This window comes from Brucella tritici, assembly GCF_008932295.1.
Lineage (GTDB): Bacteria > Pseudomonadota > Alphaproteobacteria > Rhizobiales > Rhizobiaceae > Brucella > Brucella tritici.
Map to the genome: position 1 here is coordinate 1 of NZ_WBWA01000038.1, position 26,097 is coordinate 26,097.

The window sequence follows — 26,097 nt, forward strand, 5'->3', positions numbered from 1 at the left end:
CGGCCATCGTTTGAGTATGGTTTTCAAGACGTCCGGTGCGCCATCGCGATCCTGAATACCCGCAGAATGGATCACCAGACCAACCATCAAGCCAAGGGTATCAACGACAATGTGACGCTTACGTCCGTTAATCTTCTTTCCCGCGTCAAAGCCCCGTATTCCGCCACAGAGGTGGTTCGGGAAATCTGGACAGCGGAGATAAGTGGAATTTTTGCCTGACTTCGGCTTAGATGCCGGGAACAGGAGATACCATGACGAGACGACAGAGGTGGTGTCGCCAAACCAAAGTCAAAATGTTAGAGCAGTGGATAAATTCCAATATTGTTAAAGGGAAGCATATGAAAGGAATAATCTTGGCTGGAGGGAGCGGTACGCGACTCTATCCTCTTACAATAGCCGTTTCCAAACAAATTCTCCCGATCTACGACAAGCCAATGATCTACTACCCGCTGAGCGTTCTCATGCTAGCGGGCATTCAGGACATCCTGATCATTTCCACGCCACACGATCTGCCTCTGTTTCAGAAATTGCTCGGTGATGGCCGCGAGTTTGGGGTCAAATTTTCCTATGCAGAGCAAGCGCATCCCAATGGTCTCGCCGAAGCTTTCATCATCGGCAGAGAGTTCATTGGCAATGATAGCGTGGCTATGATTCTCGGTGACAACATTTATTTTGGCGATGGCCTTTCGAAGCTGTCCCAGCTTTCTTCACAGCCCATGAAAGGCGGGACTGTTTTTGCTTATCGCGTGGACGATCCGGAACGCTATGGCGTAGTGGAATTCGATAACAAAACAGGTCAGGCGATCTCGATTGAAGAAAAGCCGGAAAAACCGAAATCCCATTGGGCTGTTACCGGACTTTACTTCTACGACAATCAAGTGGTCGAGATCGCACGTTCGATCAAACCATCGGCTCGAGGCGAGCTTGAGATCACCACCGTGAATAACGTTTATCTCGAGCGCGGTGAATTGAACGTTCAGCGTTTCGGACGCGGATATGCTTGGCTGGATACCGGTACGCATGACAGCCTTCACGAAGCGTCTTCTTTTGTCCAAACTATTGAAAAGCGCCAGGGTATTAAAATTGCCTGTCCAGAAGAAATTGGCTTGGATAAAGGTTGGCTGAACAGTGAAGCAGTGCTTGAGCGGGCAGCTAAGCTCGGAAAGACTGAATATGCAGCTTATCTGCGCCGACGTGTTGATGAGTTAGGAAAAGATTGATGGAAGCCCGTTCGTTAGATTTAGACGGTGTTTTTGAGATTAGCCCACGTAAATTCGGTGATGATCGTGGCTTCTTCTCCGAGACCTATAATGCGAAATCATTTGCAGAAGCTGGTATCGACCTGAATTTCATTCAGGACAATCATTCTTATTCCGCTGCAAAAGGCGTGGTACGCGGGCTTCATTACCAGTTGCCGCCATTTGCGCAGGATAAGCTGGTTCGTGTCACACGCGGTGCAATTCTGGATGTTGCGGTCGATATCCGCAAAAGCTCGCCTACGTTCGGGAAGTGGGTTGCGTTGGAAGTCTCCGCTGAAAAATGGAACCAGATTCTGGTGCCGAAGGGCTTCGCACATGGCTTCATGACGCTGGTGGAGAACACTGAAGTTATCTACAAGGTAACGAATTATTATTCTCCCGAGCACGACCGCTCGATCCGGTTTGATGACCCGGACATTGGTATCGATTGGCCAATCGCATCTTCAGGCGTCCAGCTTTCTGATAAGGATCAGAAGGCCCCGCTTTTTGCGGACGCAGAAGTTTTTGCTTGAGGAAATGATATGAATATTCTTGTTACCGGTGGAGCAGGGTTCATTGGTTCAGCCGTCTGCCGCCATCTGGCTACTGATCCCAAGGTCAATGTAATCAATCTCGACAAACTGACCTATGCGGGGAATCTGGCCTCACTGCGCCAGATTGAAAACCATCAGAATTACAGCTTTCTCCAGGCTGATATTTGTGACGACACTACCGTTCTGGATGCTTTACGCGTCCATGAAATCGACGTGATTATGCATCTGGCGGCGGAAAGCCATGTCGACCGTTCAATTGATGGTCCGGGTGCATTCATCGAGACGAATATTGTTGGAACGTTCCGACTGCTCAATGCGGCTCTTGCTTACTGGCGGGAACTGCCGGAGCCGCGCAAATCGAGCTTCCGTTTCCATCATATTTCGACGGATGAAGTGTTTGGCGATTTGCCGTTCGATAGCGGTATTTTCACTGAAGAAACTTCTTATAAACCGTCGTCGCCATATTCGGCTTCGAAAGCAGCGTCCGATCATCTGGTGCGTGCGTGGCATGAGACCTATGGACTACCGGTTGTGCTGTCCAATTGCTCGAACAATTATGGCCCCTTCCACTTTCCAGAGAAGTTGATCCCGCTCGTCATTCTCAATGCGCTCGATGAAAAGCCGCTGCCGGTTTATGGGGCAGGGGCGAATGTGCGAGACTGGCTCTATGTTGAGGATCATGCGCGTGCTCTGACACTGGTTGCGACCACGGGCAAGCTGGGCGAAAGCTACAATATCGGCGGGCGTGCAGAGCGCACCAATCTGAATGTCGTAGAAACGATCTGCTCCATTCTCGACAAGAAGCGACCTCGCGCAAACGGCAAGAGCTACGCCGATCTGATAACTTTCGTGACAGACCGTCCCGGCCACGACCGCCGTTATGCGATTGACGCATCGAAGATTGAGCGCGAATTGGGCTGGAAGCCGCAGGAAACCTTCGAGACGGGATTGGAAAAAACCATTCAATGGTATCTCGATAATGCATGGTGGTGGGAACCGATCCGCAGCGGAACCTATGCCGGTGAGCGTTTGGGTAGTGCGCCAGCAAAAGAGGTTAAGGCATGAAAATCCTCGTCACCGGGCGGGAAGGGCAGGTTGTCCAGAGCCTTCTTGAGAAGGCAGATCAGCGACCGGATCTGGAGGTGATTGCACTGGGTCGCCCGGAACTGGATTTGGAAAAGCCGGACACTGTGCGCAGTGCTATTGAGGCAATCAAGCCAGACCTCGTTGTCTCCGCCGCCGCCTACACGGCGGTGGATCTGGCCGAGGATGAGCAGGAACTTGCCTTTGCGGTGAATGCCACTGGTGCACAAGCAGTTGCCGAAGCGGCGAAAATCTGTGGCGTTCCCGTTATCCACCTGTCGACGGATTATGTTTTTGCGGGCGACGCTGATGAACCATATGTGGAAACGGATAGCACCGGACCTCGCAGTGTTTATGGGAGTTCCAAACTTGAAGGCGAGCGTCTGGTTGCGCTAGCCAATCCACGGCACATCATTTTGCGAACGGCATGGGTCTATAGCCCCTTTGGCAAGAATTTCGTCAAGACGATGTTGAAGCTTGCGGAGACGCGCGATGCTCTCTCTGTCGTTTCTGACCAATGGGGAAACCCGACCAGCGCACTCGACATCGCTGATGCAGTTATCCAGGTGGCGGATCATTTAGCGGCAACGCCAGACTTCTCCGCTTATGGTGTTTATCATCTGGTCGGTACGGGCGATACGAACTGGAGCGGCTTTGCACGCGCCATATTCGGTGAAAGTGCTAAGCTTGGTGGACCAACCGCGACTGTCACGGATATTGCGACAGCTGACTATCCGACCAAGGCGGCACGTCCTTCTAATTCACGCCTGTCGACCGCGAAACTCCAGCAGGTATTCGACTGGTCTGCGCCGCATTGGCAGTCGTCATTGCGCGATGTGGTGGCAAGGCTGGTTTAGCGTTCTAACGTGAGAATTTTTAATGCGGCATCGCTCAACGGGCGGTGCCGCTACTTTTGGTACCGGGCGGAAATAATTTCCGCCTCTGCCTGCCTCTTGACGCCGTGCGCCAACTGTAGCACAAACCTATGACACATTTGGCGAATGTGAAAAAATGATTTGTTGAAATCATTGAGGAATTTGGCTTGGCTGGGAATCCAGGCTTTTAGCTGGAAACTTTCATGTGTCATGCATCTGGTGCTCGTCCTCCCACAATTCGGCATGCGCTTGCGAAAATTTTCGTTCCGGCTCTTCCCTGTGTTGGCCTGCCGTAAAGCTCGTCGCTACGAGAATATGGTGTCAAGTTTATGAGTCCGCGCCGTAGGTGTTTGACTTGGGTGAAGTTTAGTGCTCGTGATATAGTCAGCAAAATTTCACAGGGTCAGTCGTTGCTAATTTCAAAGAGTGAAGTTGCGCGACCCGTTGATAGACTGGAGTCTTGGGGGGGTAGAAGAAACTGACTACGGAGGTTGTATGAAAGGGATCATTCTCGCTGGCGGTAGTGGTAGCCGCCTCTTCCCTCTGACTATTGCAGTTTCTAAGCAACTTCTTCCGATTTATGATAAGCCGATGATCTATTACCCGCTGAGCGTGTTGATGCTGGCAGGGATCAGGGATGTTCTGGTTATCTCGACACCGCATGATCTGCCGCTTTTCCGCAAGTTGCTCGGAGATGGCGGGGAATTCGGCATGAATTTTTCGTTCGCGCAACAGCCTCAGCCCAACGGTTTGGCGGAGGCGTTCATCATTGGTCGCGATTTTATCGGCGCCGACAATGTGGCGATGATTCTCGGTGACAATATCTATTTTGGCGATCGCCTGTCACATCTGTGCGAAAGCGCCGCCCGCATCGCCAAGGGCGGTTTGGTTTTCGCGTACCGGGTAGAGGACCCCCAGCGCTATGGCGTGGTTGAGTTTGATAAGGCAACCGGTAAGGCAATCTCCATTGAGGAAAAGCCGATTAAACCCAAATCCTCCTGGGCGGTTACGGGACTATACTTTTACGACAATGATGTCGTTGATATTGCCGCCTCGCTCAAGCCTTCCACGCGTGGCGAACTGGAGATCACAGCCATCAACAATATCTATCTCCAGCGTGGCGATCTGACGGTCCAGCAGTTGGGGCGGGGTTATGCTTGGCTTGATACCGGAACGCATGACAGTCTTCAGGACGCATCGTCTTTCGTACGTACAATCGAGAAACGACAAGGCATAAAAATTGCCTGCCCTGAGGAAATCGGCTTTGAAAAAGGCTGGATTGACGGAGATGCCGTTCTCGAACGGGCGGAAAAACTCGGCCAGACCGAATATGCTGCCTATCTGCGTCGCCGCGTCGAGGAAATCGGTAGCGAAAGATGATGGTTCGGCGATTGGAGCTCGATGGTCTTCTGGAGATCACCCCGCGGAAATTCGGTGATGACCGTGGTTTTTTCTCCGAGACCTACAATGTGAAATCATTCGCTGAAGCCGGGATTGATCTGACTTTCGTTCAGGACAATCATTCTTTTTCGGTCGCCAGGGGTGTTGTTCGCGGGCTGCATTATCAGTTGCCGCCATTTGCGCAGGATAAGCTCGTGCGCGTTACGCGTGGTGCAATTCTCGATGTTGCGGTCGATGTCCGCAAAAGCTCGCCAACATTCGGGAAGTGGGTTGCGTTGGAAGTCTCGGCTGAAAAATGGAACCAGATTCTGGTGCCGAAGGGTTTTGCGCACGGCTTCATGACGCTCGTGGAGAATACCGAAGTCATCTACAAGGTAACGAATTATTATTCTCCCGAGCACGACCGCTCGATCCGGTTTGATGACCCCACCATTGGTATCGATTGGCCTCTTCCATCTTCAGGCGCCCAGCTTTCCGACAAGGATCGGAAGGCTCCGCTTTTTGCTGACGCAGAAGTTTTTCCTTGAGGAAATGATATGAATATTCTCGTTACCGGCGGCGCAGGGTTTATTGGTTCAGCCGTCTGTCGCCATCTGGCTGCTGATCCCAAGATCAATGTCGTCAATCTCGATAAACTGACCTATGCGGGCAATCTGGCGTCTCTCCGCCAGATCGAAAATCATCCGAATTACAGCTTCCTTCAGGTCGATATTTGCGACGACACGAGCGTTTTGGAAGCTTTGCGTGCCCACGAAATCGATGTGGTCATGCATCTGGCGGCAGAAAGCCATGTCGACCGTTCAATTGATGGTCCGGGTGCATTCATCGAGACGAATATCGTCGGAACCTTCCGCCTGCTCAATGCGGCGCTTGCCTATTGGCGTGAACTGCCGGAGCCGCGCAGATCGAGCTTCCGTTTCCACCATATTTCGACAGATGAAGTGTTTGGCGATCTGCCTTTCGATAGCGGCATCTTTACCGAAGAAACCCCGTATCAGCCGTCGTCGCCTTATTCGGCTTCGAAAGCAGCCTCCGATCATCTGGTACGCGCATGGCATGAAACCTACGGCCTGCCGGTCGTGCTCACCAATTGCTCCAACAATTATGGACCGTTCCATTTTCCGGAAAAGCTGATCCCATTGGTCATTCTCAACGCACTCGATGAGAAGTCTTTGCCGGTTTATGGGGCAGGGGCGAATGTGCGTGACTGGCTCTATGTCGAGGATCATGCGCGTGCTCTGGCACTGGTCGCGACGACAGGCAAGCTGGGCGAAAGCTACAATATCGGCGGGCGTGCAGAATGCACCAATCTGAATGTGGTAGAAACCATCTGCGTCATTCTGGACAAGAAGCGGCCTCGCGCAAACGGCAACAGCTATGCCGATCTGATAACCTTCGTGACAGATCGCCCTGGCCATGACCGTCGCTATGCGATTGACGCTTCGAAGATTGAGCGTGAACTGGGCTGGAAGCCGCAGGAGACCTTTGAAACTGGGCTTGAAAAGACCATCCAGTGGTATCTCGACAATGCATGGTGGTGGGAGCCGATCCGCAGCGGTACCTATGTTGGCGAGCGTCTGGGCAGCGCACCAACAAAAGAGGTCAAGGCATGAAAATCCTCGTCACCGGGCGGGAAGGGCAGGTTGTCCAGAGCCTTCTTGAGAAGGCATCGCAGCGTGCGGACCTCGAGGTCATCGCGCTGGGTCGCCCGGAATTGGATTTGACGAAGCCGGACACCGTGCGTAGTGCCATTGCGGCGATCAAGCCGGAGCTTGTTGTCTCAGCCGCCGCCTACACGGCGGTCGACCTGGCCGAGGATGAGGAGGAACTTGCTTTTGTGGTGAATGCCACTGGCGCTGAAGCAGTTGCCGAAGCAGCGAAGAACTGCGGCGTTCCTGTCATTCATCTGTCCACGGATTATGTTTTCGCTGGCGACGCTGACAAACCCTATGTTGAAACAGATGCCACGGGCCCTCGTAGTGTCTATGGAAGTTCCAAGCTTGAAGGTGAGCGTCTCGTAGCGCAAGCCAACCCGCAGCACATCATTTTGCGGACGGCGTGGGTCTATAGTCCTTTTGGCAAGAATTTCGTGAAGACGATGTTGAAGCTCGCGGAGACACGCGATGCGCTCTCTGTCGTTTCTGACCAATGGGGCAACCCGACCAGTGCGCTCGATATAGCTGACGCGATTATCCAGGTGGCGGACCATTTGGCTGCGATGCCGGACTTTTCCACTTATGGTGTTTATCATCTGGTCGGTACGGGTGACACGAACTGGAGCGGCTTCGCGCGCGCCATATTCAGTGAAAGCGCCGAGCTCGGTGGACCAACCGCGACTGTCACCGATATTGCGACAGCCGATTACCCAACCAAGGCTGCACGTCCTGCCAATTCTCGCCTGTCGACTGTCAAATTCCAGAAGGTGTTCAACTGGTCTGCGCCGCAGTGGCAGTCGTCATTACGGGACGTTATGGCCCGGCTTGTATAATATCGTGAGTGACGAATTTCCAACGCGGCATCGTTCAGTGATCGGTGTCGCGTTTTTCGTTTCTGGCGACAATAATTCCCACTAATGCGTGCAGAGCAGCAATTATTAACGCAGACAGCGTTAAGGATTTGAAATTGCCTGCCTATACGGATTATGACCCACAATAAGGTGCATATGATTGCACCATTGTGGGGATCATAGTTTTCAGGTTCACGTTATAAGATGACAAAACTTTTGAGCTGGGGGGCGCTTGCGGGCGTTGCTTCTTTGATATTGGAAAAGAGCTGGCGGAAAGCATGAGCGGCACATCCCTTAAATTTGGCACCAGCGGTCTCAGGGGATTAGCGGACGAACTGAATGGTTTGCCCGCATATGCCTATTCTCTTGCTTTCGTTGAAATGCTGTCTGAAGCCGGAAAGCTGCGGCGCGGCGACAAGGTTTTCGTTGGTCGAGACCTTCGCCCGTCCAGTCCGGCTATTGCAGCACTCTGCATGGCGGCAATCGAGGATGCGGGGTTTCAGCCGGTCGATTGCGGTGTTTTGCCGACCCCGGCATTGAGCCACTTTGCGATTTCGCAGCAAGCGCCATGCATCATGGTTACGGGCAGCCATATTCCGGACGACCGCAACGGGCTTAAATTCTATCGCAACGACGGAGAAATCGACAAGAATGACGAGAGCGCCATCAGTGCGGTCTATGCCGCTCTGCCAGAAAATCTTGCCTTTCGTCATCTGCACGATGCGCCCCTTAGCAGTGATACAATCGACCGCTATGTGAAGCGTTATGTTGATTTTGTCGGACTTGAGAGCCTTCGCGGCTTGCGCGTCGGGGTCTATCAGCACTCGTCTGTAGCTCGTGATCTCATCGTCCGCATTTTGACCGAGCTTGGCGCAGAAGCCGTACCGCTCGGTCGATCCGATGTATTTGTGCCAGTCGATACGGAAGCTTTGCGCTCCCAGGATATCGAACTTCTCGACCGGTGGGCGAAGGAAAGCCGCTTTGACGCCATTGTTTCCACGGATGGTGATGCCGACCGCCCGTTGATCGCGGATGAGAAGGGCCGCTTCGTTCGAGGCGATTTGGTGGGAGCGATCACAGCCGACTGGCTTGGCGTCAAAACGATTGTGACGCCTGTGACGTCCAACTCCGCTCTTGAAGAAAATTTCGAGCGCGTCATCAGAACACGGGTGGGGTCGCCCTATGTCATCAAAGGCATGGCGCAGGCCGTCGCCGATGGTATATCGGCGGTGGTCGGCTTTGAGGCCAATGGCGGTGTGTTGCTGGGCACGGATATCAGCCGGGACAATCGCACATTGACCGCGCTTTCGACCCGCGATGCGTTGCTGCCAATTCTCAGCAGTCTTGGTTCCGTCAAGGAGCTTGGCAAGCCATTGTCCGAAATCGCAGCCCGCTTCCGCTTCCGTGTTGCTCTCAGCGACAGGCTGCAGAACGTCCCGCAGGAACAGAGCCTCGCGTTTTTGTCCTTGTTAAAGAATGAGGCGACGCGAAGTGCACTGTTTCAGATGGACGATCCGATTGTCCGCTCCGAAACGATTGACGGCGTGAAACTTTTCTTCCATTCCGGTAATGCAATTCATTATCGCGCTTCCGGCAATGCGCCGGAACTGCGATGCTATGTGGAAGCTTCAGACGAGAGCCAGGCCGAGGCGCTTCTGGAAACGGGACTTGCTATCGCCCGCAACGCAACGAAGGACAACTGAGCAATGAGCTTTATTCCTGTCATTATCAGCGGCGGTTCCGGTTCCAGATTGTGGCCGCTTTCGCGCGATGCGCATCCGAAGCCGTTCATCGAACTGCCCGATGGAAGCACCTTGATCGGCAAGACCTACAAGCGTGCGGCCCAGCTCGACGGTGTGGACCATATCCTCACCGTGACCAACCGCGACTTCCTGTTCCTGACGCTCGATGCCTATGCCGATGCCAAGGCGCCCAAGGTCGATAATGCGTTTCTGCTGGAGCCGCTCGGACGCGATACGGCACCTGCTGTGGCGGTTGCGGCTCTGCATGCTGCGGCGACTTATGGCCCGGACGCGACATTGCTTGTCATGCCCGCCGACCACCTGATCGAGGATGAGGCTGCTTTTGCCGAGGCTGTGACAAAGGCCCGCCAGCTTGCTGAAACGGGGCGCATTGTCACTTTCGGTATTGTGCCCGATCATCCGGAAACAGGCTTTGGCTATATTGAAGCCGAAGGTACGGATGTGCTGCGTTTTGTTGAAAAGCCTGATGCCGAGACCGCGCAAACCTATATTGAGAGCGGTCGATATTTCTGGAACTCCGGCATGTTCTGTTTCACGGCCGGAACCATGCTTGCAGCAATGCAGCATTTTGCGTCGGAAATCTTCAATGCCGTGCAGGCTTCGCTTGAACATGCCCGGCGCGGCGTCAACGGCGAGACCAAGACCATCGAAATCGCAAAGGACGATTTTGCGACTGCTCCTGCGATTTCCATCGATTACGCGATCATGGAAAAGGCCGACAATATTGCCTGCATTCCAGTGTCCTGCGGCTGGTCCGATATTGGTTCCTGGGCGGCGATGGCCGATCTCGTCGCGCCGGATGACGATGGCAACCGTCTGCGCGGTGAAACGGTTATTGAAGACACGACCGACAGCTTTGTCTTGTCCGAAACCCGGCTGGTCAGCCTTGTCGGCGTTCACGATCTGCTTGTCGTGGACACGCCTGATGCGTTGCTTGTAGCTCATCGCGACAAGGCGCAGGAAGTGCGCAAGGTCTTCAACAAGCTGCGGGCAAGCGGCCATGAAGCAGCCAAGCTTCATCGCACGGCCCATCGCCCATGGGGCACTTATACGGTTCTCGAGGAAGGCGACGGCTTCAAGATCAAGCGGATCGAAGTGAAGCCGGGGCGTCGCCTGAGCTTGCAGGCGCATCACCACCGTTCCGAACACTGGATCGTCGTTTCCGGCACCGCAAAGGTCACCAATGGCGACCGCGAGATTCTGCTCACGACCAACCAGTCGACCTATATTCCTTGCGGTTTCCGCCACCGGCTGGAAAATCCGGGCATTCTGCCGCTCGTGCTGATCGAGGTGCAAAGCGGCGAATATCTGGGCGAAGACGACATCGTGCGTTTCGATGATGTCTATGGCCGCACATAGGGCCGTCTGACCGGTAGGAAATAGACGCGGGCCGAATTTATTCGGGAACCATTCGCCATCGCGGATGTTTGCCTTAACATGCCCAGCAAGGAACAGGACCCGGCAACCGATCAGATCGGTATGCCGGTCATCGACTTTCAAAAACACGCCCTTTTCTTCGATGTGGACGGAACCCTGCTCGATATCGCCGCCAGTCCGGATGGCGTTATCGTTCCAGTTGGTCTGCAAAAATCACTTTCGTCCATTTCGGCGCGGCTGTCTGGCGCAATGGCGCTGGTCACGGGCAGGGCGATCGCGTTTATCGAGGAACGCCTTCCCGATTATACCGGCCCAATAGCTGCGCTGCACGGTGCCGAGTTCCGGCACGCATCCGGGCTGGTCGAACGGATCGAACCGGATGAGCATTTTCTGATTGCCAAGGATTTTCTGCGTCAGGCTGCACTGCGTGTCAGCGGCTTTCTTGCCGAAGACAAGGGGAGCGCGGTGGCGCTTCATTATCGCGCCGCGCCTGAAAAAGCCGATCTGGCGCATGATCTCGTCAGCAAGGCATTGAAGCTCGCCGGGCCGGACTGGACCGTGCAGTCGGGCAAGATGGTTTTCGAGTTGCGCCCGGCGATCAGCGACAAGGGCGTGGCCTTGCGCCGCTTCATGAAGGAAGAGCCGTTTGCTGGTAGGGCGCCGATCGCATTCGGTGACGATCTGACAGATTTATCGATGCTTGACGCTGCAGACGAACTGGATGGCACTGCGGTCGTGATCGGTCGTGCAATCGACCGTCCGGGCGCCACGCGGTTGGCGAACCCGGCAGAGCTTCGCCTCTGGCTATCCCGCCTTTGTGGCGATGAACAAGCAAAACAATGAGAGGATTTGATATATGGGTCGGCTGATCGTGGTCTCCAATCGTGTTCCCTTGCCTGACGAACAGGGCAAGGCCCCTGCGGGTGGGCTGGCGGTGGCATTGCAGGCCGCGCTCAGCGAACGCGGAGGCATATGGCTCGGGTGGTCCGGCAAGACCCTTCCCAATCGCCAGGTGCAGGAACTGGCGATCCGCGATGTGGGACCCATTCGCTACGCGCTGCTCGATCTCCACAAGAAGGATATTGATGAATATTATGCAGGCTTCGCCAACCGCATGCTCTGGCCGCTTTGTCACTATCGTCTGGATCTGATCGATTACACGCGCAAGGACATGGCCGGATATTTCCGGGTCAATCGCCTGTTTGCAAATCATCTTCTGCCGATGATCGAGCCGGATGATGTGATCTGGGTCCACGACTATCATCTCATTCCGCTGGCGGCCGAACTGCGCAATCTCGGTGTCACCAACCGCATCGGCTTCTTCCTGCATATTCCCTGGCCGCCTGCCGATATCCTGTTCACGCTACCCGTGCATGAGACCATCATGCGCGGCCTTGCATCCTATGATGTGGTGGGCTTCCAGACCGAGAACGATGTCGATAACTTCATCGGCTGCCTGCGGCGCGAGAAGATCGGCAAGCCGCTCAATGATGACGGATTGTTCGAAGCGTTCGGGCACCATTTTCGTGCCGAGCGCTTCGGTATCGGCATCGAGACGGCATCCTTCGCGAAGATAGCCGATAAGGCGCAACGTCATTCAACCGTAAAGCGCATGCGTGACAGCATGCTTGATCGCGATCTAATCATCGGCGTCGACCGGCTCGATTATTCCAAAGGTATCACCAATCGCATGGAGGCTTTCGAGCATTTCCTGAAGGTCGATCCCGGCAATCGCGGCAAGGTCACCTTTTTGCAGGTCACGCCGAAATCCCGCTCCGAAGTGCCGGAATACAAGGATATGCAACGCGCCGTGGCAGAACTGGCCGGTCGGGTGAACGGTGCAAACGCTACGGTCGACTGGACGCCGATACGCTATATCAACCGCTCGCTGAACCGGGAGGTGCTGGCCGGGCTTTATCGGCTGGCGGCTGTCGGACTGGTCACGCCGCTGCGTGACGGGATGAACCTTGTCGCCAAGGAATATGTCGCGGCACAGGACCCTGAAAATCCCGGCGTGCTGGTGCTGTCCCGTTTTGCTGGCGCCGCGCAGGAACTCGACGGCGCGCTTCTGGTCAATCCCTATGACACCGAGGCTATGGCCTATGCCATGGCCCGCGCGCTTGCCATGCCGCTTGCCGAACGCAAGGAACGGTTTGAAAGCATGATGGCCTTTTTGACCACGCATGACGTCAGTCGTTGGTGCGACGACTTTCTGAACCGTCTTTCACCCGGTTGAGAAACAAAGGGCTAATGCATGTCTCCCAAAAGCGGGAACCGGTTTTGGGAGACATACGAAAAAACAAAAAACTAAAGTGCATCCCGAAAAATGCGAAGCGGTTTTCGGAACGAGATGCACGTAAAAACAAAAAGCTGGAACGCATCCCGAAACCAGTTCCTGCTTTCAGGAAACAAGCTTCGGCTCACGGCTTGTCGACGCCGCGTTTGGCGGCTTCATCCGAAACATGAACCGCCTAGTCGAAATTGGCTGAATCCGACGATAGCAAGGTCGCGTCGGATTCTCGGGCATCTTTGGGCGACATGCCGAAACGGACCTTGAATGCCTTGGTAAATTGCGTGCCGTCATGGAAGCCGCAACGATAGGCGATTTCCTTGAGCGAGACGTGGCGGCCACGTTCGTCGACGAGAATGCGATAGGCGCGATCCAGGCCGTTTGTCACGGATAATTCTGGCCACGCCGCCGTCCATATCAAATGTCCGGTAAAGGCGCGAACGGGAGATACGCAGGCTTTTGACGATGAGATGCGGCCCTAGCAGCGGGTTGGAAAGGTTCTCGTCTATATAGGCGAGAATGCGCTTGCGCATGGGCAGATTGGCCGGAAGGGCTTCGACAGCACCGCCTTCCGTGCCGCAGATGCCGGCACCAAGCAATGTGAGCATTGCGTCCTGCGCGGATTGCGCCTCGATCCTGTCGAGATCTCCGCTCAGCGATTGCAGACTGCGGAGATAATTGAAAAGCAGACGCGTCATGGGTGCGTCGGCCAGCATGACGAGGCCATGCAGGTTGCGCCAGCCTGCGATCTTTTCCAGCTCGTCGCGCGGTATCATCACGGTGATGCGAGAGCCGCCGGATGCCTGGCTTTCAACGGTCTGCGTCAGGTCGATGATGACGATGTCGCCCTGCTTCGCCTCGACATCGACCCCGTTGAAGTCTCCGTGCAGGTCGCCGCCGGTGATAAGCTGCAGGATATATTGATTGAGCCCGCCCTGGGCGATGAGCTTTGGGGCACGTGAGTAATTTTGTGAATTGAACGAAGTAGCGCCAATCTGGATAGAACCGATGGAGCGCGCGACAATTGACCCCGAAAACTGGTAATCGTCGTCTTCACTCGTGATCTCATACATGGGTTTGAGAACAGCGCGCCAGAATTCATTGCGCAGCTTGTCCTCGATCATGTCCGTCGAAATTGAAGTCTCGTTATTCATTACTAACCGTTCAGACCAAGGTCATGGCGATTGATATGAGAGTGAATTATGCATGAAAAATCAATACTATGTTAGTTAATTGTGATGTGCTTTATTGTTGCTGCCAATAAATCGGAATTGCATTCTTATTGTCTGCAAATAGATTTGTCGACACGGTTTTGAGAATTGGGGTTTTATTTGTTATAAGTATATAATTATAAGCTAATATAAATAAATGAGCGACCTATACTCATATTCAGCCCCCGCTGGCGGGCTGAAAAGCCAAGACGTGGCGACCAAACAAACAGGCCTGCTCCGTGCCATTTTTGCGCTGCGTTTTCCGGATGATTGGGCATAAGCTGCCATTGAATCTGGCCAGCTTGGAGCCGATATTTATATTTGTTTGAAAAGTGTTGCGATATGAGACTGTTTTATACCGCTTTGGCGCTTGCCCTGGTTAGCTGCACGAGTGTTGCGACGGCTGCCGGATTGAACGGTACGCTCGGGACCGAGTGCCGACGCATCCCCATTCAGGGGACCGGCTCTTCCGATACAGTAACGAGGCCATCCTGGGCCATGCCTCTATGGAATTCACCGTCAGTTCCCGCCAGTCAACGGTCGCAGCGTGCCATTGTCTATCCGCAGGCGGTGCCATCGCCGCAGCTTTACCGTTATGATTGCACGCCGACGCCCGCAGAACCGAATGCGGTTCCGCGGGCTGATTTCAGCGGTCAGTAAGGGCTGTCGACTTTACCCATCTCGACATAGACGGTCTTGATCTGGCTGTAATGAGCGAGGGCGGCAATGCCGTTCTCGCGTCCGATGCCGGATTGTTTGTAACCGCCGAAGGGCACTTCCACCGGTGTCAGATTATAGGCATTGATCCAGCACGTACCGGCCTTGATCTGGCCAATTACGCGATGGCCGCGTGCGATATCGGCGGTGAACACGCCTGCCGCCAGACCGAATTCGGTATCGTTGGCGCGCGCAATCACTTCATCCTCGTCGGAAAATTCCAGGACGCTCATCACCGGCCCGAAGATTTCCTCGCGAGCGATGGTCATGTCGTCGGTTACATCCGTAAAGATGGTCGGCTCGATGAAATAGCCTTTATCGAAGCCTTGCAGCTTTGGCACGCCACCGCCGCAGGCAAGCGTTGCGCCTTCTGCCTTGCCCTTTTCGATATAGGACAACACCTTGTCGCGCTGGGCTCCATTGACGAGCGGCCCCATCTGGGTGGCTTCATCGAGCGGATCGCCGATGCGAATTTTGCGCGTGCGTTCGACCAGCCGTTCGACAAAGCGCTCGCGCAGGTTCTTATGAACAAAGACGCGGGTGCCGTTTGAACAGACCTGCCCGGTCGAATAGAAATTACCGAGCATCGCGCCGCCAATGGCGCTTTCAAGGTCAGCGTCGTCGAACACGATGATCGGGGACTTGCCGCCAAGTTCCATGGTGACATGCTTCAGATGTTCGCCTGCCTGCGCCATGATACGCTTGCCGGTCGGCACCGAGCCGGTCAGCGAAACCTTGGCCGTCAGGCGATGATTGACGAGTGCCGCGCCGACATCGCCGAAACCCTGCACGACATTGAAGAGACCGTCAGGGAGGCCGGCTTCCTTATAGGCTTCAGCCAATGCGAGCGCTGAAAGCGGCGTGTTTTCGGACGGCTTGAAAATGAAGGCATTGCCCATGGCGAGTGCAGGCGCCGATTTCCACGCGGCGATCTGGATCGGATAGTTCCATGCGCCGATACCGACGCAGATGCCCAGCGCTTCGCGGCGCGTATAGGCGAACGAGCCGCCAAGTTCCACGAACTCGCCGTTGAAGCCGGAAATGATACCGCCGAAAAACTCAAGCGCATCGGCTGCCGAAGCGGCATCCGCCACCAGAGTTTCCTGAAGCGCCTTGCCGGTATCGAGCGTTTCGAGCTTCGACAGCTTCTTGTTCTTCTCACGCAGGATGTCTGCCGTGCGGCGCAGGATGCGTCCGCGCTCGACAGGTTTCAACGCTGCCCATTCACCCTGGGCTTTCAGCGCTGCCGCATAAGCCGCCTCGATCACATCCGGCGTTGCCGAATAGAGTCTGGCAATTTCCTCGCCGGTTGCCGGATAGATGACCAGCAAAGGCTTGCCTGTCTTGTCTTCAACGAATGCGCCGCCGATGAAATGCGAGGCTTTGGGTTGTGCTTTCATTGTGTGTTCCTTGTTTAAGGCAGTAGAGCAGTATGTTTTCAAGCGCAGGGAACACGAGCCAACATATTGCCCTACTGCCTTACTGCCCTATTCCCCTGGACCGCCTCAGCGGTCCGCCTCTCTCCACCGCGGATTGATCCACGGCTCCTGATTGGAGCGCGCGAGCGGCGTACGACCGAGAATATGATCGGAGGCCTTTTCGCCGACCATGATCGACGGGCCGTTGAGATTGCCGTTGGTGATACGCGGGAAGATGGATGAATCCGCAACGCGCAAACCTTCGACACCGATCACCCGGCATTCAGCATCGACCACTGCCATTGGATCGTCAACCGCACCCATCTTGCAGGTTCCGCACGGATGGAACGCGCTTTCGACGTGTTCCTTGATGAAATTGTCGATTTCATCGTCGCTCTGAACATGCGTGCCGGGCTGGATTTCCGCCCCACGATAGGCATCGAATGCGGCCTGTCCGAAGATTTCACGGGTCAGCCGCACGCAATGGCGGAAGTCGGCCCAGTCGTCTTCATGCGACATATAATTGAACTTGATGACAGGCTTTTCACGCGGATTGGCCGAGCGAAGCGTCACGCTGCCACGCGATTTTGACCGCATCGGCCCGACATGGGCCTGAAAACCGTGCGATTGTGCTGCGGCCTTGCCGTCATAGCGGATCGCGACCGGCAGGAAGTGATACTGGATATCAGGATATTCCACTCCAGCCTTGGAGCGTACGAAAGCCGCAGATTCGAAATGGTTGGTTGCGCCGTCGCCGGTCTTGAAGAACAGCCATTCCGCACCGATCTTCGCTTTCGAAAACAGGTTCAGTTTGGAGTAGAGCGTGATCGGCTGCGTGCATTCCTGCTGGATATAGACTTCCAGATGGTCCTGCAGGTTCTGCCCGACGCCGGGACGGTCGGCGACCACTTCAATTCCGTGTTCTTTCAGTTGTGCAGCAGGACCGATGCCCGAGAGCATCAGGAGCTTCGGCGAATTGATCGATGAGGCGGCAATGATGACTTCACGCCGCGCACGGATGGTCGAGAAGCTGCGGCCTGCCTCGATCTCAACACCAACCGCGCGCTTGCCTTCAAGCACGATCTTGCGCGCGAGGCCCTTGACCAGCTTGACATTCGGGCGCTTGAGGGCCGGTTTCAGATAGGCATTGGCGGCAGACCAGCGACGACCATTATGGATCGTCTGCTCCATCGGGCCGAAGCCTTCCTGCTTCTCGCCATTATAGTCTTCCGTGACTTCAAAGCCCGCTTCATGGCCTGCCTCGACAAAGGCATGGAACAGCGGATTGTCGCGTTTGCCGCGCTGGATATAAAGCGGGCCGCTGGTGCCGCGCCAGCCTTCCTGACCGCCGCTCGAATTTTCCATCCGCTTAAAATAGGGCAGCACATCGGCATAGGCCCAGCCGCGCGCGCCGCTTTCCGACCAGTGGTCGTAGTCGCGGGCATGGCCGCGCACATAGACCATGCCGTTGATCGAAGATGAGCCGCCCAGCACCTTGCCGCGCGGCGTCACAAGGCTGCGCCCGCCAATATGCGGTTCCGGTTCGGTGGAAAAGCCCCAGTCGTAGGTTTCCATATTCATGGGGAAGGAGAGGGCAGCCGGCATCTGGATCAGGGGGCCAACATCGGGCACGCCATATTCGATGACGATCACCGAATAGCGACCGTCTTCCGACAGGCGATACGCCATGGCCGATCCGGCGGAGCCAGAGCCGATGATGACGAAATCCGCTTCCATACTCATTTCTCCCCCGCAAACTGGCCCAAAAGCTGAACCGCGATGTAATCCTCCACCAGCGCAATCGCCGAGGCTGCATTGGGCGCATCCGCACCGAGCGCATGACGGATGTAGAGGCCATCGATCATGGCACCCGCGCCCTCGGCAATGCGGCTTGCCCGTTCGCGCGTGGTCAGGTGTTCAAGCGCGAAAACGAGGTTCGAATGCAGGCGGCGCGCATAGATGCGCAGGAGCCGACGCGTATCCTCCGACTGCTGTGCGTGCACATAGAAGGTGAGCCAGGCGGCAATGGTTTCCTGCGTGAACTGCGATGCGGAAAAATTGACCGCTATGATGGCCGCGATACGTTCCTGCGGCGTCTCGGTCCGTCCGATGGCGGCGTTGAGATCCTGTCCCAATTCGCGCAGCAGATGGCGCATCGTGGCGAGAATGAGCTTGTCCTTGCCGCCGAAATAATGATGCGCGAGCGCAGGCGAAACGCCCGCCTCATGCGCGATCTGCGCGACGGTCACATCCAGCGAACCGCGCTGGCCGATTGTACGAATGGCGGCGTCAATCAGCTCGCGCCGCCGCAAGGGTTCCATCCCGATCTTGGGCATAATCGTGGTCCGTTCTCAGGCTAATTGTCCGCCAGTTTAACGTTGATTGACTCATCAATCAATAAAAACCAGATATGCAAATCATGCATTTACCGTCGCAACAGTGAGTGGCTTATCTGGCAAGGAGGCTTGCCGGGGATGTGCCAACTGCCTACATTCAACTGATGAGCAGAGCATTCACCAAGGAACAGGATGACGCGCCGACCGATCTTGGCGAGCGCCCGGTCAGTCCGCATCGCAATCTCGTCACGCCGACGGGCCTGAAGATGATCGAGGACGAAATCGCCCGGCTGCAGCGTGAGCTGGCGGATGCCAATGAGGCGGGCGAGCGTTCAGCGATCGCACGTATCTCGCGTGATCTGCGCTACTGGAGGGCGCGGCGCGAAAATGCCGAGCTTTCGGTTCCTGCTTCCGACAGCGATGTCGTGCGTTTCGGTATGACGGTGGAACTGGAAAATCTGGATGACGGCAAGGTGCGCCGCTGGACCATCGTGGGCGAGGACGAGGCCGACCCATCAAACGGCAAGATTTCCCATGTGGCACCCGTCGCCATTCTGTTATTCGGCAAGCCGGTCGGCGATGTCGTGAAAATCAATAATGTCGAATGGGAAATCGTATCGCTGAAGATTGTCTAGTCTTCTTCCAGCGCGACCGTATGGTCACGGAAAAACGCTGCTGCGCCGGTTTCATCGATTTCACCGGAAGCAATGCCCATCGTGAAACTGTAAAGCAATCCATCGTCTACAGTCAGTGCATAGCCGTTGACGAGCAGAAACGTAACAGCGGTAACGATAGCGGTGCGTTTGTTACCATCTACAAAAGCATGGTTGCGACCTATTCCGAAAACATAGGCTGCTGCGATTTCCGCATGATCCGGCTGACCATAAACCTGTTTGTTCTGAGCGCGAGCCAAGGCAGACTCAAGAGCATTCTCATCACGAAGCCCTTGAGCGCCGCCGTGGCGCTGCAATTGTTCGACGTGGATTGCCTCAACGACGCGTCGCGAAAGAAAACTCCAGTTCATTCGGCAAGCTTCTGCAAGGCGACCTTGTACTTATCCATCACTTTCCGGGCCGCTTCCATCTGCTGTTCGAAGCTGTCGTCCACTGGCTCCAGCAAGAAGCCCTTTTGCGTCTCGATAAGCTGCAGTTTGGCTCCGGTCTGCAAATTCTTTCGTTCCAGCGCTTCCTTTGGGATGATCACGCCTTCGGAATTGCCGATCTTGCGCAAGGTGACATCCATTGCTCTTCTCCTATGTTATAACGCATGATATAACATGGTGCACCTGCGTTGTCACCACAAGCTAAAGCCAACCCTTTCGGCGGAAATAGTACAATGGCAGCAGGGCGGAGGCGATCATCAGGCCCAGCGCCATCGGATAACCCCATGGCGATTGCAGCTCCGGCATGAAGGAGAAGTTCATACCATAGATGGAAGCCACGAGCGTGGGTGGCATGAAACCAACCGCCGCCACAGAGAAAATCTTGATGATGGCGTTCTGTTCAACCGAAATCAGCCCGACGATCGTATCGAGCAGAAACGTGACCTTGTTGGACAGAAAATCCACATAGGCGGTCAGGGATTGCGTGTCGCGCTCCAGCGACTTGATCCAGCTACGCGTTTCCTTCTTGCCGGCTGCCGGATTGTTGATGGCCGACAGATAGACCAGCATACGGCTGATACCCGCCAGACTTTCGCGCATTCGCGAGAGGAAGGTTCCCTGTCCACCGATCTGGGTCAATATGTGCCGGAAATCCTCCGTCGTCATCGGGCGGGCTTTCGGCTGGCGGCGATAGATGGAGTGCGAGGCCGCATCGATTTTGCCCGCCACGCCTTCCAGAATATCGGCAAGCCGGTTCGTGGTGGCTTCGGTGATGCCAAGCATGATCGACAGGCCCGAGCACTTGGCTGATATCAGCCCGTTGCCCGGCTTGGTCGAGCGGAGGATATAGGTGCTGAACGATTTCGGATTGGCATAGCGCACGGTTATCAGCCGCGAGCCGTGCAGAATGAAGGTGACCGGAGCAAGCTCGCGGTGGTCGAGATCGACCGCGTGCAGGATCGGCACGGTGAGATATTGTGCGCCGGTTTCCATATAGAAGCGGCTCGATTCCTCGATCTCCGTCATGTCTTCGCGGGTCGGGATTGAAATGCCCATCCATGCCTCGACAATACTGTCTTCATTGACGCCGGGAGCAAACAGATCGATCCAGATCACATTCTCGGGCAACGGAGTGCCGGGCTCGACTTCCACTTGTTCGAGGTGGTCTCCGGAAAGGCTGTAAAGTGTGATCATACTGGCACCTGAAGTCTGGCCCGAAATCTCGAGCGGCTGGATTATGGGGCACTGTGCGCGAAAATTGTTAACGGAATGCGGCAGTGGTTTCCAGTGTGACGACAGGATTTTCAAATCCGCCGCACCAGCCCGCAATCAGCTTTCTTCACGGCAGTTGACAGCTTCATTACACAGGTCTAATTCATCAAGTCATCAGATGACTTTGGTGAAGGTATGAAGGCAATATCCCGCAAGACATTGACGGATTCGGCCACGCAGGCATTGCGTGGAGAAATCACGTCCGGACGCTGGACGATAGGCGACCAGTTGCCAAATGAAGCAGCACTTTCTGCAACGCTCGATGTCAGTCGCGGCACGGTGCGGGAAGCTGTGCGGGCGCTGGTGGCACAGGGAATGCTGGAAACCCGGCAGGGTTCGGGAACCTATGTCCGTTCCACCGCCGACACGGCGCGCAGCCTCGACCGCATCCGCCATACCAGCCTGCGCGACCGCTTCGAGACCCGGGCAGTTCTGGAAATGGAGGCGGCGCGGCTCGCCGCCTTGCGCATCACGCCCAAGGGGATTGTCCATCTGGAGAAAATGCTGGCACAGCGCGGCAATCGTGATGAACTCGACCGGGCAACTTTCGTGGCCCGAGACTTTGCCTTTCATGAGGCCATTGTTGCGGCCTCGGGCAACAGCGCACTGATCGAGGTCTATGCCTTTTTCTCCGCCTCCATTCGCGAATCCATAGAAGCCACGCTCGACGGCGAACTGCCCGAGCCAAACCATGAAGCGCACCGACAGATCGTTGAAGCCATCGCCTCGGGTGATCCTGACAAGGCCGGTGCAACGGTTCGTCGCTTCATGGCGCCCCTGATTGAAGAACTTGAAAGGTTGCTGGCATCATGAGCCACACGAACACAGCCCTGTCGGATACGGCGGAAAACGAGGCGATGCTGCAGCCAGAGGCGCTGGTCGACGCTGAGGCGGACAGCGTTCCGCCGCCGCCAGTCCAGCAACCGCCAAGCAAGGCGATGCGCATTTTGCTAGGTCTGAGCCTCGTGCTGATCGCCGCCAATCTGCGACCGGTATTTTCCAGCGTTTCCGTGCTTTTGCCGGAAATCATCGATGCCACCGGCATGTCGTCCATTGCGGCCGGTATTCTGACCACTTTGCCGGTTGTCTGCCTTGGTGTCTTTGCGCCGTTTGCACCACGGCTGGCGCAGCGTTTCGGCGCCGAACGTGTCCTGCTTTTCGTGCTGGTCGTGCTGACTGTCGGCACCGCCATTCGCGGCTTCGGTTCGTTCTATTCGCTTTATATTGGTGCAGCATTGGCCGGTGCCGCCATTGCGACAGGCAATGTCCTGCTTCCGGGCGTCGTCAAGCGCGACTTTCCAAAAACTGCGGCCATCATGACCGGCCTTTATACAATGGCGCTATGCGGCGGCGCTGCATCCGCAGCCGGTTTCACCATTCCCATTAAGGGGATGCTCGGCGGTTCCTGGAACCTTGCCTTGGCTTTCTGGGCTGTTCCGGCGGCAGTCGTTCTGCTGTTGTGGCTGCCGCAGGCCATGCGTGCGAAACACAATGTCGCCCATTCTGGTTTCAAGGTGATCGGCTTGTGGAAGGACAAGCTGGCCTGGCAGGTAACCCTGTTCATGGGGCTGCAATCCTCCACCGCCTACATCGTTTTCGGATGGCTGGCGCCGATCCTGCGCGAACAGGGCCTCAGCCCGGCAGCGGCAGGCGGTCTGGTTTCCTTTTCGATATTGGCGCAGGTCATTACCTGTCTCGCGGTGCCTTCCATTGCTACCCGTCAGAAGAACCAGAGCCTGCTCAATGTCATTCTCTGCGCCTGTGCAGCCTTGCCGCTGATCGGCTTTCTGTATCTGCCACTATGGACCTATTGGGGACTGGCGGTCATTCAGGGCATCGGGCAGGGCGGTCTCATCGCAGCCGCCATGATGGTGATCGTGCTGCGCGCACCGGATTCGCACACGGCGGCGCATCTGTCCGGCATGGCGCAGTGCGTGGGCTATACGCTTGCCGCAATCGGCCCGCTGATCGTGGGGTTGATCCACAGCGCAACGGGCAGCTTTACCGCCTGTGGCCTCTTCTTCGCCGTGTTGGGGTTGGGCGCTGCCATCGCCGGATGGGGAGCAGGGCGCGCGCAACATGTGGGTGTGCAGGTCATAAAAGAATAGCAACAAAAAACCCCGGCAAAACCGGGGTTTTTCTTTATTCCTGCATGAAAGGCATCAGGCCTTTTCGTACAGTTCTTCGACGAATTCCCAATTGATGAGGCTGTCGACAAAGGCTTCGAGGTACTTCGGACGCAGATTGCGATAATCGACATAGTAGGAATGTTCCCACACGTCGACGCCGAGGATCGGCGTTGCGCCATGAACCAGCGGGTTTTCGCCGTTCGGGGTCTTGGAGATTTCAAGCTTGCCGTCCTTGACCGACAGCCAGGCCCAGCCGGAACCGAACTGGCCGACACCGGCAGCGATGAAATCCGCACGGAACTTGTCGTAGCCGCCAAGATCGGACTCGATTGCCTTTTCAAGCTTGCCCGGTAGCTTCTTGCCGCCGCCGTCCTTCTTCATCCACTTCCAGAACAGGATGTGGTTGTAGTGCTGGCCGGCATTGTTGAAGAGGCCCTGGTTCTTGCCGTAGCTTTCCTTGACGATCTCTTCCAGGCTCTTGCCTTCGAGGCCGGAGCCTTCAAGCAGCTTGTTGCCATTGGTGACATAGGCCTGATGGTGCTTGTCGTGATGAAGTTCAAGCGTCTCGCGCGACATGAAAGGCGCAAGGGCGTCATAGTCATACGGCAGGGCGGGCAGTTCGAAAGCCATTGGAAACTCTCCTCTTTTCTTTCTGCTTACATTGCAGCTTAAATGGGCAGCTTAAGTAGGCAGCTTGCGGCGGGCCGAGCAGATGCTGCCTCAAAACTTGCGTGCGGAATCTACATAGGCCGCATCGGTGCGGGCGGCAATGGCGCGAATGAGCAATTCAGCTTCAAGACAATGAATTATTATTGAAATCACAGTAGGATGGCGCAATTCTAGTGTTTATGCTTCGCGATGCGTGGCGGACCCTCACAGGAGGAAACGGTGTCCCACAGTTCTTAAGAGTGGGCCTTGAATTCAATTACCCTATTTTGCGCGCAGAGGTTGTGTTGAGCAGAGATTTGTAACCATGAAAAATAGTGTAAATTCATTCAATAGTTATGTCTTCGACGCTTATGGCACATTATTCGATGTCCATTCGGCGGTGCGACGACATGCGGACAAAGCCGGGCCGGACGGACGGGCATTTTCCGAACTGTGGCGCGCAAAGCAGCTCGAATATTCCTGGGTGCTGAGCCTGATGGGTGCCTATAGCGATTTCTGGAAGCTGACCGAGGATTCGCTCGATTTCGCATTCGCACGCTACCCTTCTGTCGATCCGGCGCTGCGCAGTGACCTGCTCGATGCCTATTGGAAGCTCGATTGCTATCCGGAAGTGCCAGCGGCCCTCAAAAGCCTGAAGGAAAAGGGCGCACGGCTTGCAATTCTTTCCAACGGCTCACCCGCGATGCTGGAATCCGCCGTCCGTTCGGCAGCGCTCGACGTCCTGCTCGACGATGTGATTTCAGTCGATGAAGTCAGGAAATACAAGACCGCCCCCGCCGTCTATGAGCTCGTCACCCTGCAATGGCGGCTTTATCCTTCCGCAATCTCGTTCCAGTCCTCGAACCGCTGGGATGTGGCAGGTGCGGTACGGTTCGGTATGCGCGGGGTCTGGATCAATCGGACCAACCAGCCCGACGAATACAAGCAGTTCGCTCCGGCATTGATTCTGCCAAGTCTCCAATTGCTTGATTGAGTAATCACTAAAATTTGAACTTCCCGGTTTATGGAAAGCAGGCTCCTGCACCCAAAATTGTGTCGCGGCTGCAACACGAGCCGCGCTGGTGAGCTTTCGCCACGTTTAGGCCGCATTACGAACGGGCGTACGCCACATTTCTCGGGCGTTTTCCGTGCAACCAAACACCGGAAACAGCCGTTTGAGGCCGTTTCGACAGCTCACCGCGCATCTGCCACAATTGGCCGGGTCGCAATTCGTTAACCCTGAATGTGTATCTGTAACTCCTCCCGTCACCAAACTGGTTTTCATATGCAAACGACCCTTACCCGCCGTTCCTTTCTGACGGCAATGACAGCAACAGCGGCCGCCGGTCTGGCCGGTTGCGCTCAGTTGGGGCAGAATGTTCCAATCATTGATGTGGATCAGTCGGGCAACCCGATCAACCGCACCCCGCAGGCCAATGTCGACTCTTCCTATGGCGGCTGGGCGCAGATGTACGCCGCCGTCGAGGATGGCGGCTTCCAGCTTCCGGCTATCCCGATCCAGAAGATGGACAAGCGCTTCCTGCGTCAGGTTGTGCAGGATCCAACCGGCGAACTGCCCGGTACGATCGTCATCGATACGGCTAACCGCTTCTGCTATCTCGTCCTCGAAAACGGACAGGCGATGCGCTACGGCGTCGGCATCGGTCGCGAAGGCTTCGCATGGTCTGGCCGTGCTGTGATCCAGTACAAGCGCCAGTGGCCGCGCTGGACCCCGCCGGATGAAATGGTCGCCCGCCAGCCGGAACTGGTGCAGTACAGCGCCAAGAACGGCGGCATGGCTCCGGGCCTCAAGAACCCGCTCGGCGCCCGCGCACTCTATATTTTCCAGGACGGCAAAGACACGCTGTACCGCCTGCACGGTAATCCGGAATGGTGGTCCATCGGCAAGGCGGTCTCTTCGGGCTGCGTACGCTTCCTGAACCAGGACATCATCGATCTCTATGATCGCGTTCCGGCGAAGTCACCAATTCTGGTGATGTAATAGCGAGTGCCGAAACGGCAGATTGCAAAGCCCCGGACAGCCAACTGCCGGGGCTTATACATTTGAGGCCGGAACGTTAAACTTCGTTCCGGCCTCTATGTCATTGTGGTGAATGCAACACCGCAATGGCTGCTGCAAAGCGGTTGAGCCCATCGGGGCGTGAACTTTCGTTCGT

The 26,097-nt window shown here is 55.7% G+C and carries 27 protein-coding genes and 1 pseudogene; 18 read left to right on the plus strand and 10 right to left on the minus strand.

Annotation, left to right across the window (positions count from 1 at the left end; all coding sequences use genetic code 11):
* Positions 1 to 165: pseudogene (locus F9K91_RS23550) on the minus strand (transposase); the annotation flags it as partial.
* Positions 166 to 338: 173 nt separating this feature from the next.
* Between F9K91_RS23550 and rfbA (F9K91_RS23560) the strand changes: the two are divergent.
* The 12 genes from rfbA (F9K91_RS23560) (at position 339) to otsA (ending at position 13,033) form a co-directional block, all read left to right on the plus strand.
* Entirely contained in the window at positions 339 to 1,220 is an 882-nt protein-coding gene (gene rfbA, locus F9K91_RS23560; protein WP_151678889.1) for a glucose-1-phosphate thymidylyltransferase RfbA, read from the plus strand.
* Positions 1,220 to 1,771, plus strand: coding sequence for a dTDP-4-dehydrorhamnose 3,5-epimerase (gene rfbC, locus F9K91_RS23565; RefSeq protein WP_181834096.1), 552 nt, complete (start codon positions 1,220 to 1,222; stop codon positions 1,769 to 1,771). The genes rfbA (F9K91_RS23560) and rfbC (F9K91_RS23565) overlap by 1 nt, the downstream gene beginning before the upstream one ends.
* Positions 1,772 to 1,780: 9 nt before the next feature.
* Positions 1,781 to 2,857: a dTDP-glucose 4,6-dehydratase gene (gene rfbB / locus F9K91_RS23570; protein ID WP_114048322.1), complete on the plus strand. Its 1,077-nt coding sequence runs from the start codon at positions 1,781 to 1,783 to the stop codon at positions 2,855 to 2,857.
* Complete coding sequence (gene rfbD / locus F9K91_RS23575) at positions 2,854 to 3,732, plus strand: dTDP-4-dehydrorhamnose reductase (protein WP_151678890.1); 879 nt, start codon at positions 2,854 to 2,856, stop codon at positions 3,730 to 3,732. The genes rfbB (F9K91_RS23570) and rfbD (F9K91_RS23575) overlap by 4 nt, the downstream gene beginning before the upstream one ends.
* A 513-nt stretch (positions 3,733 to 4,245) precedes the next feature.
* A complete protein-coding gene (gene rfbA / locus F9K91_RS23580; protein ID WP_151678891.1) occupies positions 4,246 to 5,130 on the plus strand; it encodes a glucose-1-phosphate thymidylyltransferase RfbA in 885 nt (294 codons plus the stop codon).
* Positions 5,127 to 5,678: a dTDP-4-dehydrorhamnose 3,5-epimerase gene (gene rfbC, locus F9K91_RS23585; RefSeq protein ID WP_151678892.1), complete on the plus strand. Its 552-nt coding sequence runs from the start codon at positions 5,127 to 5,129 to the stop codon at positions 5,676 to 5,678. Before rfbA (F9K91_RS23580) ends, rfbC (F9K91_RS23585) begins: the two co-directional genes overlap by 4 nt.
* Positions 5,679 to 5,687: 9 nt before the next feature.
* Positions 5,688 to 6,764, plus strand: coding sequence for a dTDP-glucose 4,6-dehydratase (gene rfbB, locus F9K91_RS23590; protein WP_151678893.1), 1,077 nt, complete (start codon positions 5,688 to 5,690; stop codon positions 6,762 to 6,764).
* Positions 6,761 to 7,639 carry a dTDP-4-dehydrorhamnose reductase gene (gene rfbD / locus F9K91_RS23595; RefSeq protein ID WP_151678894.1) on the plus strand — a complete coding sequence of 293 codons (879 nt, stop codon included), beginning with the start codon at positions 6,761 to 6,763 and terminating at the stop codon, positions 7,637 to 7,639. The genes rfbB (F9K91_RS23590) and rfbD (F9K91_RS23595) overlap by 4 nt, the downstream gene beginning before the upstream one ends.
* Positions 7,640 to 7,935: 296 nt before the next feature.
* A complete protein-coding gene (locus F9K91_RS23600) occupies positions 7,936 to 9,360 on the plus strand; it encodes a phosphomannomutase (RefSeq protein WP_151678895.1) in 1,425 nt (474 codons plus the stop codon).
* 3 nt (positions 9,361 to 9,363) lie between these two features.
* On the plus strand, positions 9,364 to 10,779 hold the full coding sequence (locus tag F9K91_RS23605) for a mannose-1-phosphate guanylyltransferase/mannose-6-phosphate isomerase (RefSeq protein ID WP_151678896.1): 1,416 nt from the start codon (positions 9,364 to 9,366) through the stop codon (positions 10,777 to 10,779).
* A gap of 78 nt (positions 10,780 to 10,857) precedes the next feature.
* Positions 10,858 to 11,640 carry a trehalose-phosphatase gene (otsB, locus tag F9K91_RS23610; RefSeq protein ID WP_151678897.1) on the plus strand — a complete coding sequence of 261 codons (783 nt, stop codon included), beginning with the start codon at positions 10,858 to 10,860 and terminating at the stop codon, positions 11,638 to 11,640.
* A 13-nt stretch (positions 11,641 to 11,653) separates the two neighbouring features.
* On the plus strand, positions 11,654 to 13,033 hold the full coding sequence (gene otsA, locus F9K91_RS23615) for an alpha,alpha-trehalose-phosphate synthase (UDP-forming) (protein ID WP_151678898.1): 1,380 nt from the start codon (positions 11,654 to 11,656) through the stop codon (positions 13,031 to 13,033).
* A 235-nt stretch (positions 13,034 to 13,268) separates the two neighbouring features.
* On the opposite strand, the gene F9K91_RS26810 is transcribed toward otsA, so the two are convergent.
* Both F9K91_RS26810 and F9K91_RS23620 read right to left on the minus strand, forming a co-directional pair.
* Complete coding sequence (locus F9K91_RS26810) at positions 13,269 to 13,475, minus strand: helix-turn-helix domain-containing protein (RefSeq protein WP_235913417.1); 207 nt, start codon at positions 13,473 to 13,475, stop codon at positions 13,269 to 13,271.
* Entirely contained in the window at positions 13,378 to 14,241 is an 864-nt protein-coding gene (locus F9K91_RS23620) for an AraC-like ligand-binding domain-containing protein (protein ID WP_235913418.1), read from the minus strand. The genes F9K91_RS26810 and F9K91_RS23620 overlap by 98 nt, the downstream gene beginning before the upstream one ends.
* 399 nt (positions 14,242 to 14,640) lie before the next feature.
* On the opposite strand from F9K91_RS23620, the gene F9K91_RS23625 reads away from it, so the two are divergent.
* A complete protein-coding gene (locus tag F9K91_RS23625; RefSeq protein WP_061347196.1) occupies positions 14,641 to 14,958 on the plus strand; it encodes a hypothetical protein in 318 nt (105 codons plus the stop codon).
* Here F9K91_RS23625 and betB read toward each other — a convergent pair.
* From betB to betI, 3 genes are all read right to left on the minus strand, one after another.
* Positions 14,952 to 16,415 carry a betaine-aldehyde dehydrogenase gene (betB, locus tag F9K91_RS23630; RefSeq protein WP_151678899.1) on the minus strand — a complete coding sequence of 488 codons (1,464 nt, stop codon included), beginning with the start codon at positions 16,413 to 16,415 and terminating at the stop codon, positions 14,952 to 14,954. The genes F9K91_RS23625 and betB overlap by 7 nt on opposite strands.
* A 105-nt stretch (positions 16,416 to 16,520) precedes the next feature.
* Entirely contained in the window at positions 16,521 to 18,170 is a 1,650-nt protein-coding gene (betA, locus tag F9K91_RS23635; RefSeq protein WP_151678907.1) for a choline dehydrogenase, read from the minus strand.
* Between the two features lie 2 nt (positions 18,171 to 18,172).
* Positions 18,173 to 18,769 (minus strand): transcriptional regulator BetI, encoded by a 597-nt coding sequence (gene betI, locus F9K91_RS23640; RefSeq protein ID WP_151678900.1) that lies wholly within the window; start codon positions 18,767 to 18,769, stop codon positions 18,173 to 18,175.
* Positions 18,770 to 18,933: 164 nt separating this feature from the next.
* On the opposite strand from betI, the gene F9K91_RS23645 reads away from it, so the two are divergent.
* Entirely contained in the window at positions 18,934 to 19,404 is a 471-nt protein-coding gene (locus tag F9K91_RS23645) for a GreA/GreB family elongation factor (protein WP_151678901.1), read from the plus strand.
* Here F9K91_RS23645 and F9K91_RS23650 read toward each other — a convergent pair.
* From F9K91_RS23650 to F9K91_RS23660, 3 genes are all read right to left on the minus strand, one after another.
* Positions 19,401 to 19,793, minus strand: coding sequence for a type II toxin-antitoxin system death-on-curing family toxin (locus tag F9K91_RS23650; RefSeq protein WP_151678902.1), 393 nt, complete (start codon positions 19,791 to 19,793; stop codon positions 19,401 to 19,403). The two genes, F9K91_RS23645 and F9K91_RS23650, sit on opposite strands and share 4 nt — an antisense overlap.
* Positions 19,790 to 20,011, minus strand: coding sequence for an AbrB/MazE/SpoVT family DNA-binding domain-containing protein (locus F9K91_RS23655; protein ID WP_151678903.1), 222 nt, complete (start codon positions 20,009 to 20,011; stop codon positions 19,790 to 19,792). The genes F9K91_RS23650 and F9K91_RS23655 overlap by 4 nt, the downstream gene beginning before the upstream one ends.
* A gap of 61 nt (positions 20,012 to 20,072) precedes the next feature.
* Positions 20,073 to 21,065, minus strand: a complete 993-nt coding sequence (locus F9K91_RS23660) for a magnesium transporter CorA family protein (protein WP_094513264.1) — start codon at positions 21,063 to 21,065, stop codon at positions 20,073 to 20,075.
* A gap of 213 nt (positions 21,066 to 21,278) precedes the next feature.
* On the opposite strand from F9K91_RS23660, the gene F9K91_RS23665 reads away from it, so the two are divergent.
* Positions 21,279 to 21,956, plus strand: a complete 678-nt coding sequence (locus tag F9K91_RS23665; RefSeq protein ID WP_151678904.1) for a FadR/GntR family transcriptional regulator — start codon at positions 21,279 to 21,281, stop codon at positions 21,954 to 21,956.
* 44 nt (positions 21,957 to 22,000) lie between these two features.
* Positions 22,001 to 23,251: a CynX/NimT family MFS transporter gene (locus F9K91_RS23670; protein ID WP_235913419.1), complete on the plus strand. Its 1,251-nt coding sequence runs from the start codon at positions 22,001 to 22,003 to the stop codon at positions 23,249 to 23,251.
* Between the two features lie 54 nt (positions 23,252 to 23,305).
* On the opposite strand, the gene F9K91_RS23675 is transcribed toward F9K91_RS23670, so the two are convergent.
* Positions 23,306 to 23,902, minus strand: coding sequence for a superoxide dismutase (locus tag F9K91_RS23675; protein WP_109987901.1), 597 nt, complete (start codon positions 23,900 to 23,902; stop codon positions 23,306 to 23,308).
* A gap of 343 nt (positions 23,903 to 24,245) precedes the next feature.
* On the opposite strand from F9K91_RS23675, the gene F9K91_RS23680 reads away from it, so the two are divergent.
* Positions 24,246 to 24,914, plus strand: coding sequence for a haloacid dehalogenase type II (locus F9K91_RS23680; protein ID WP_151678906.1), 669 nt, complete (start codon positions 24,246 to 24,248; stop codon positions 24,912 to 24,914).
* A 291-nt stretch (positions 24,915 to 25,205) separates the two neighbouring features.
* A complete protein-coding gene (locus F9K91_RS23685; protein ID WP_061347206.1) occupies positions 25,206 to 25,922 on the plus strand; it encodes a L,D-transpeptidase in 717 nt (238 codons plus the stop codon).
* The last annotated feature ends 175 nt before the right edge of the window (positions 25,923 to 26,097 follow it).

Bases quoted from the DNA above. Each gene is read 5' to 3' on its own strand.
- betA (WP_151678907.1), bottom strand. From the start codon at position 18,170: ATGGAAGCGGATTTCGTCATCATCGGCTCTGGCTCCGCCGGATCGGCC.
- F9K91_RS23600 (WP_151678895.1), top strand. From the start codon at position 7,936: ATGAGCGGCACATCCCTTAAATTTGGCACCAGCGGTCTCAGGGGATTA.
- F9K91_RS23655 (WP_151678903.1), bottom strand. From the start codon at position 20,011: ATGGATGTCACCTTGCGCAAGATCGGCAATTCCGAAGGCGTGATCATC.
- rfbA (WP_151678891.1), top strand. From the start codon at position 4,246: ATGAAAGGGATCATTCTCGCTGGCGGTAGTGGTAGCCGCCTCTTCCCT.
- rfbC (WP_151678892.1), top strand. From the start codon at position 5,127: ATGATGGTTCGGCGATTGGAGCTCGATGGTCTTCTGGAGATCACCCCG.
- F9K91_RS23625 (WP_061347196.1), top strand. From the start codon at position 14,641: ATGAGACTGTTTTATACCGCTTTGGCGCTTGCCCTGGTTAGCTGCACG.
- rfbC (WP_181834096.1), top strand. From the start codon at position 1,220: ATGGAAGCCCGTTCGTTAGATTTAGACGGTGTTTTTGAGATTAGCCCA.
- rfbB (WP_114048322.1), top strand. From the start codon at position 1,781: ATGAATATTCTTGTTACCGGTGGAGCAGGGTTCATTGGTTCAGCCGTC.
- F9K91_RS23605 (WP_151678896.1), top strand. From the start codon at position 9,364: ATGAGCTTTATTCCTGTCATTATCAGCGGCGGTTCCGGTTCCAGATTG.
- rfbD (WP_151678894.1), top strand. From the start codon at position 6,761: ATGAAAATCCTCGTCACCGGGCGGGAAGGGCAGGTTGTCCAGAGCCTT.
- F9K91_RS23670 (WP_235913419.1), top strand. From the start codon at position 22,001: ATGCTGCAGCCAGAGGCGCTGGTCGACGCTGAGGCGGACAGCGTTCCG.
- betI (WP_151678900.1), bottom strand. From the start codon at position 18,769: ATGCCCAAGATCGGGATGGAACCCTTGCGGCGGCGCGAGCTGATTGAC.
- F9K91_RS23680 (WP_151678906.1), top strand. From the start codon at position 24,246: ATGAAAAATAGTGTAAATTCATTCAATAGTTATGTCTTCGACGCTTAT.
- rfbB (WP_151678893.1), top strand. From the start codon at position 5,688: ATGAATATTCTCGTTACCGGCGGCGCAGGGTTTATTGGTTCAGCCGTC.
- F9K91_RS23660 (WP_094513264.1), bottom strand. From the start codon at position 21,065: ATGATCACACTTTACAGCCTTTCCGGAGACCACCTCGAACAAGTGGAA.
- rfbA (WP_151678889.1), top strand. From the start codon at position 339: ATGAAAGGAATAATCTTGGCTGGAGGGAGCGGTACGCGACTCTATCCT.
- otsB (WP_151678897.1), top strand. From the start codon at position 10,858: ATGCCCAGCAAGGAACAGGACCCGGCAACCGATCAGATCGGTATGCCG.
- F9K91_RS23620 (WP_235913418.1), bottom strand. From the start codon at position 14,241: ATGAATAACGAGACTTCAATTTCGACGGACATGATCGAGGACAAGCTG.
- F9K91_RS23665 (WP_151678904.1), top strand. From the start codon at position 21,279: ATGAAGGCAATATCCCGCAAGACATTGACGGATTCGGCCACGCAGGCA.
- F9K91_RS23685 (WP_061347206.1), top strand. From the start codon at position 25,206: ATGCAAACGACCCTTACCCGCCGTTCCTTTCTGACGGCAATGACAGCA.
- betB (WP_151678899.1), bottom strand. From the start codon at position 16,415: ATGAAAGCACAACCCAAAGCCTCGCATTTCATCGGCGGCGCATTCGTT.
- F9K91_RS23645 (WP_151678901.1), top strand. From the start codon at position 18,934: ATGAGCAGAGCATTCACCAAGGAACAGGATGACGCGCCGACCGATCTT.
- F9K91_RS23650 (WP_151678902.1), bottom strand. From the start codon at position 19,793: ATGAACTGGAGTTTTCTTTCGCGACGCGTCGTTGAGGCAATCCACGTC.
- F9K91_RS23675 (WP_109987901.1), bottom strand. From the start codon at position 23,902: ATGGCTTTCGAACTGCCCGCCCTGCCGTATGACTATGACGCCCTTGCG.
- rfbD (WP_151678890.1), top strand. From the start codon at position 2,854: ATGAAAATCCTCGTCACCGGGCGGGAAGGGCAGGTTGTCCAGAGCCTT.
- otsA (WP_151678898.1), top strand. From the start codon at position 11,654: ATGGGTCGGCTGATCGTGGTCTCCAATCGTGTTCCCTTGCCTGACGAA.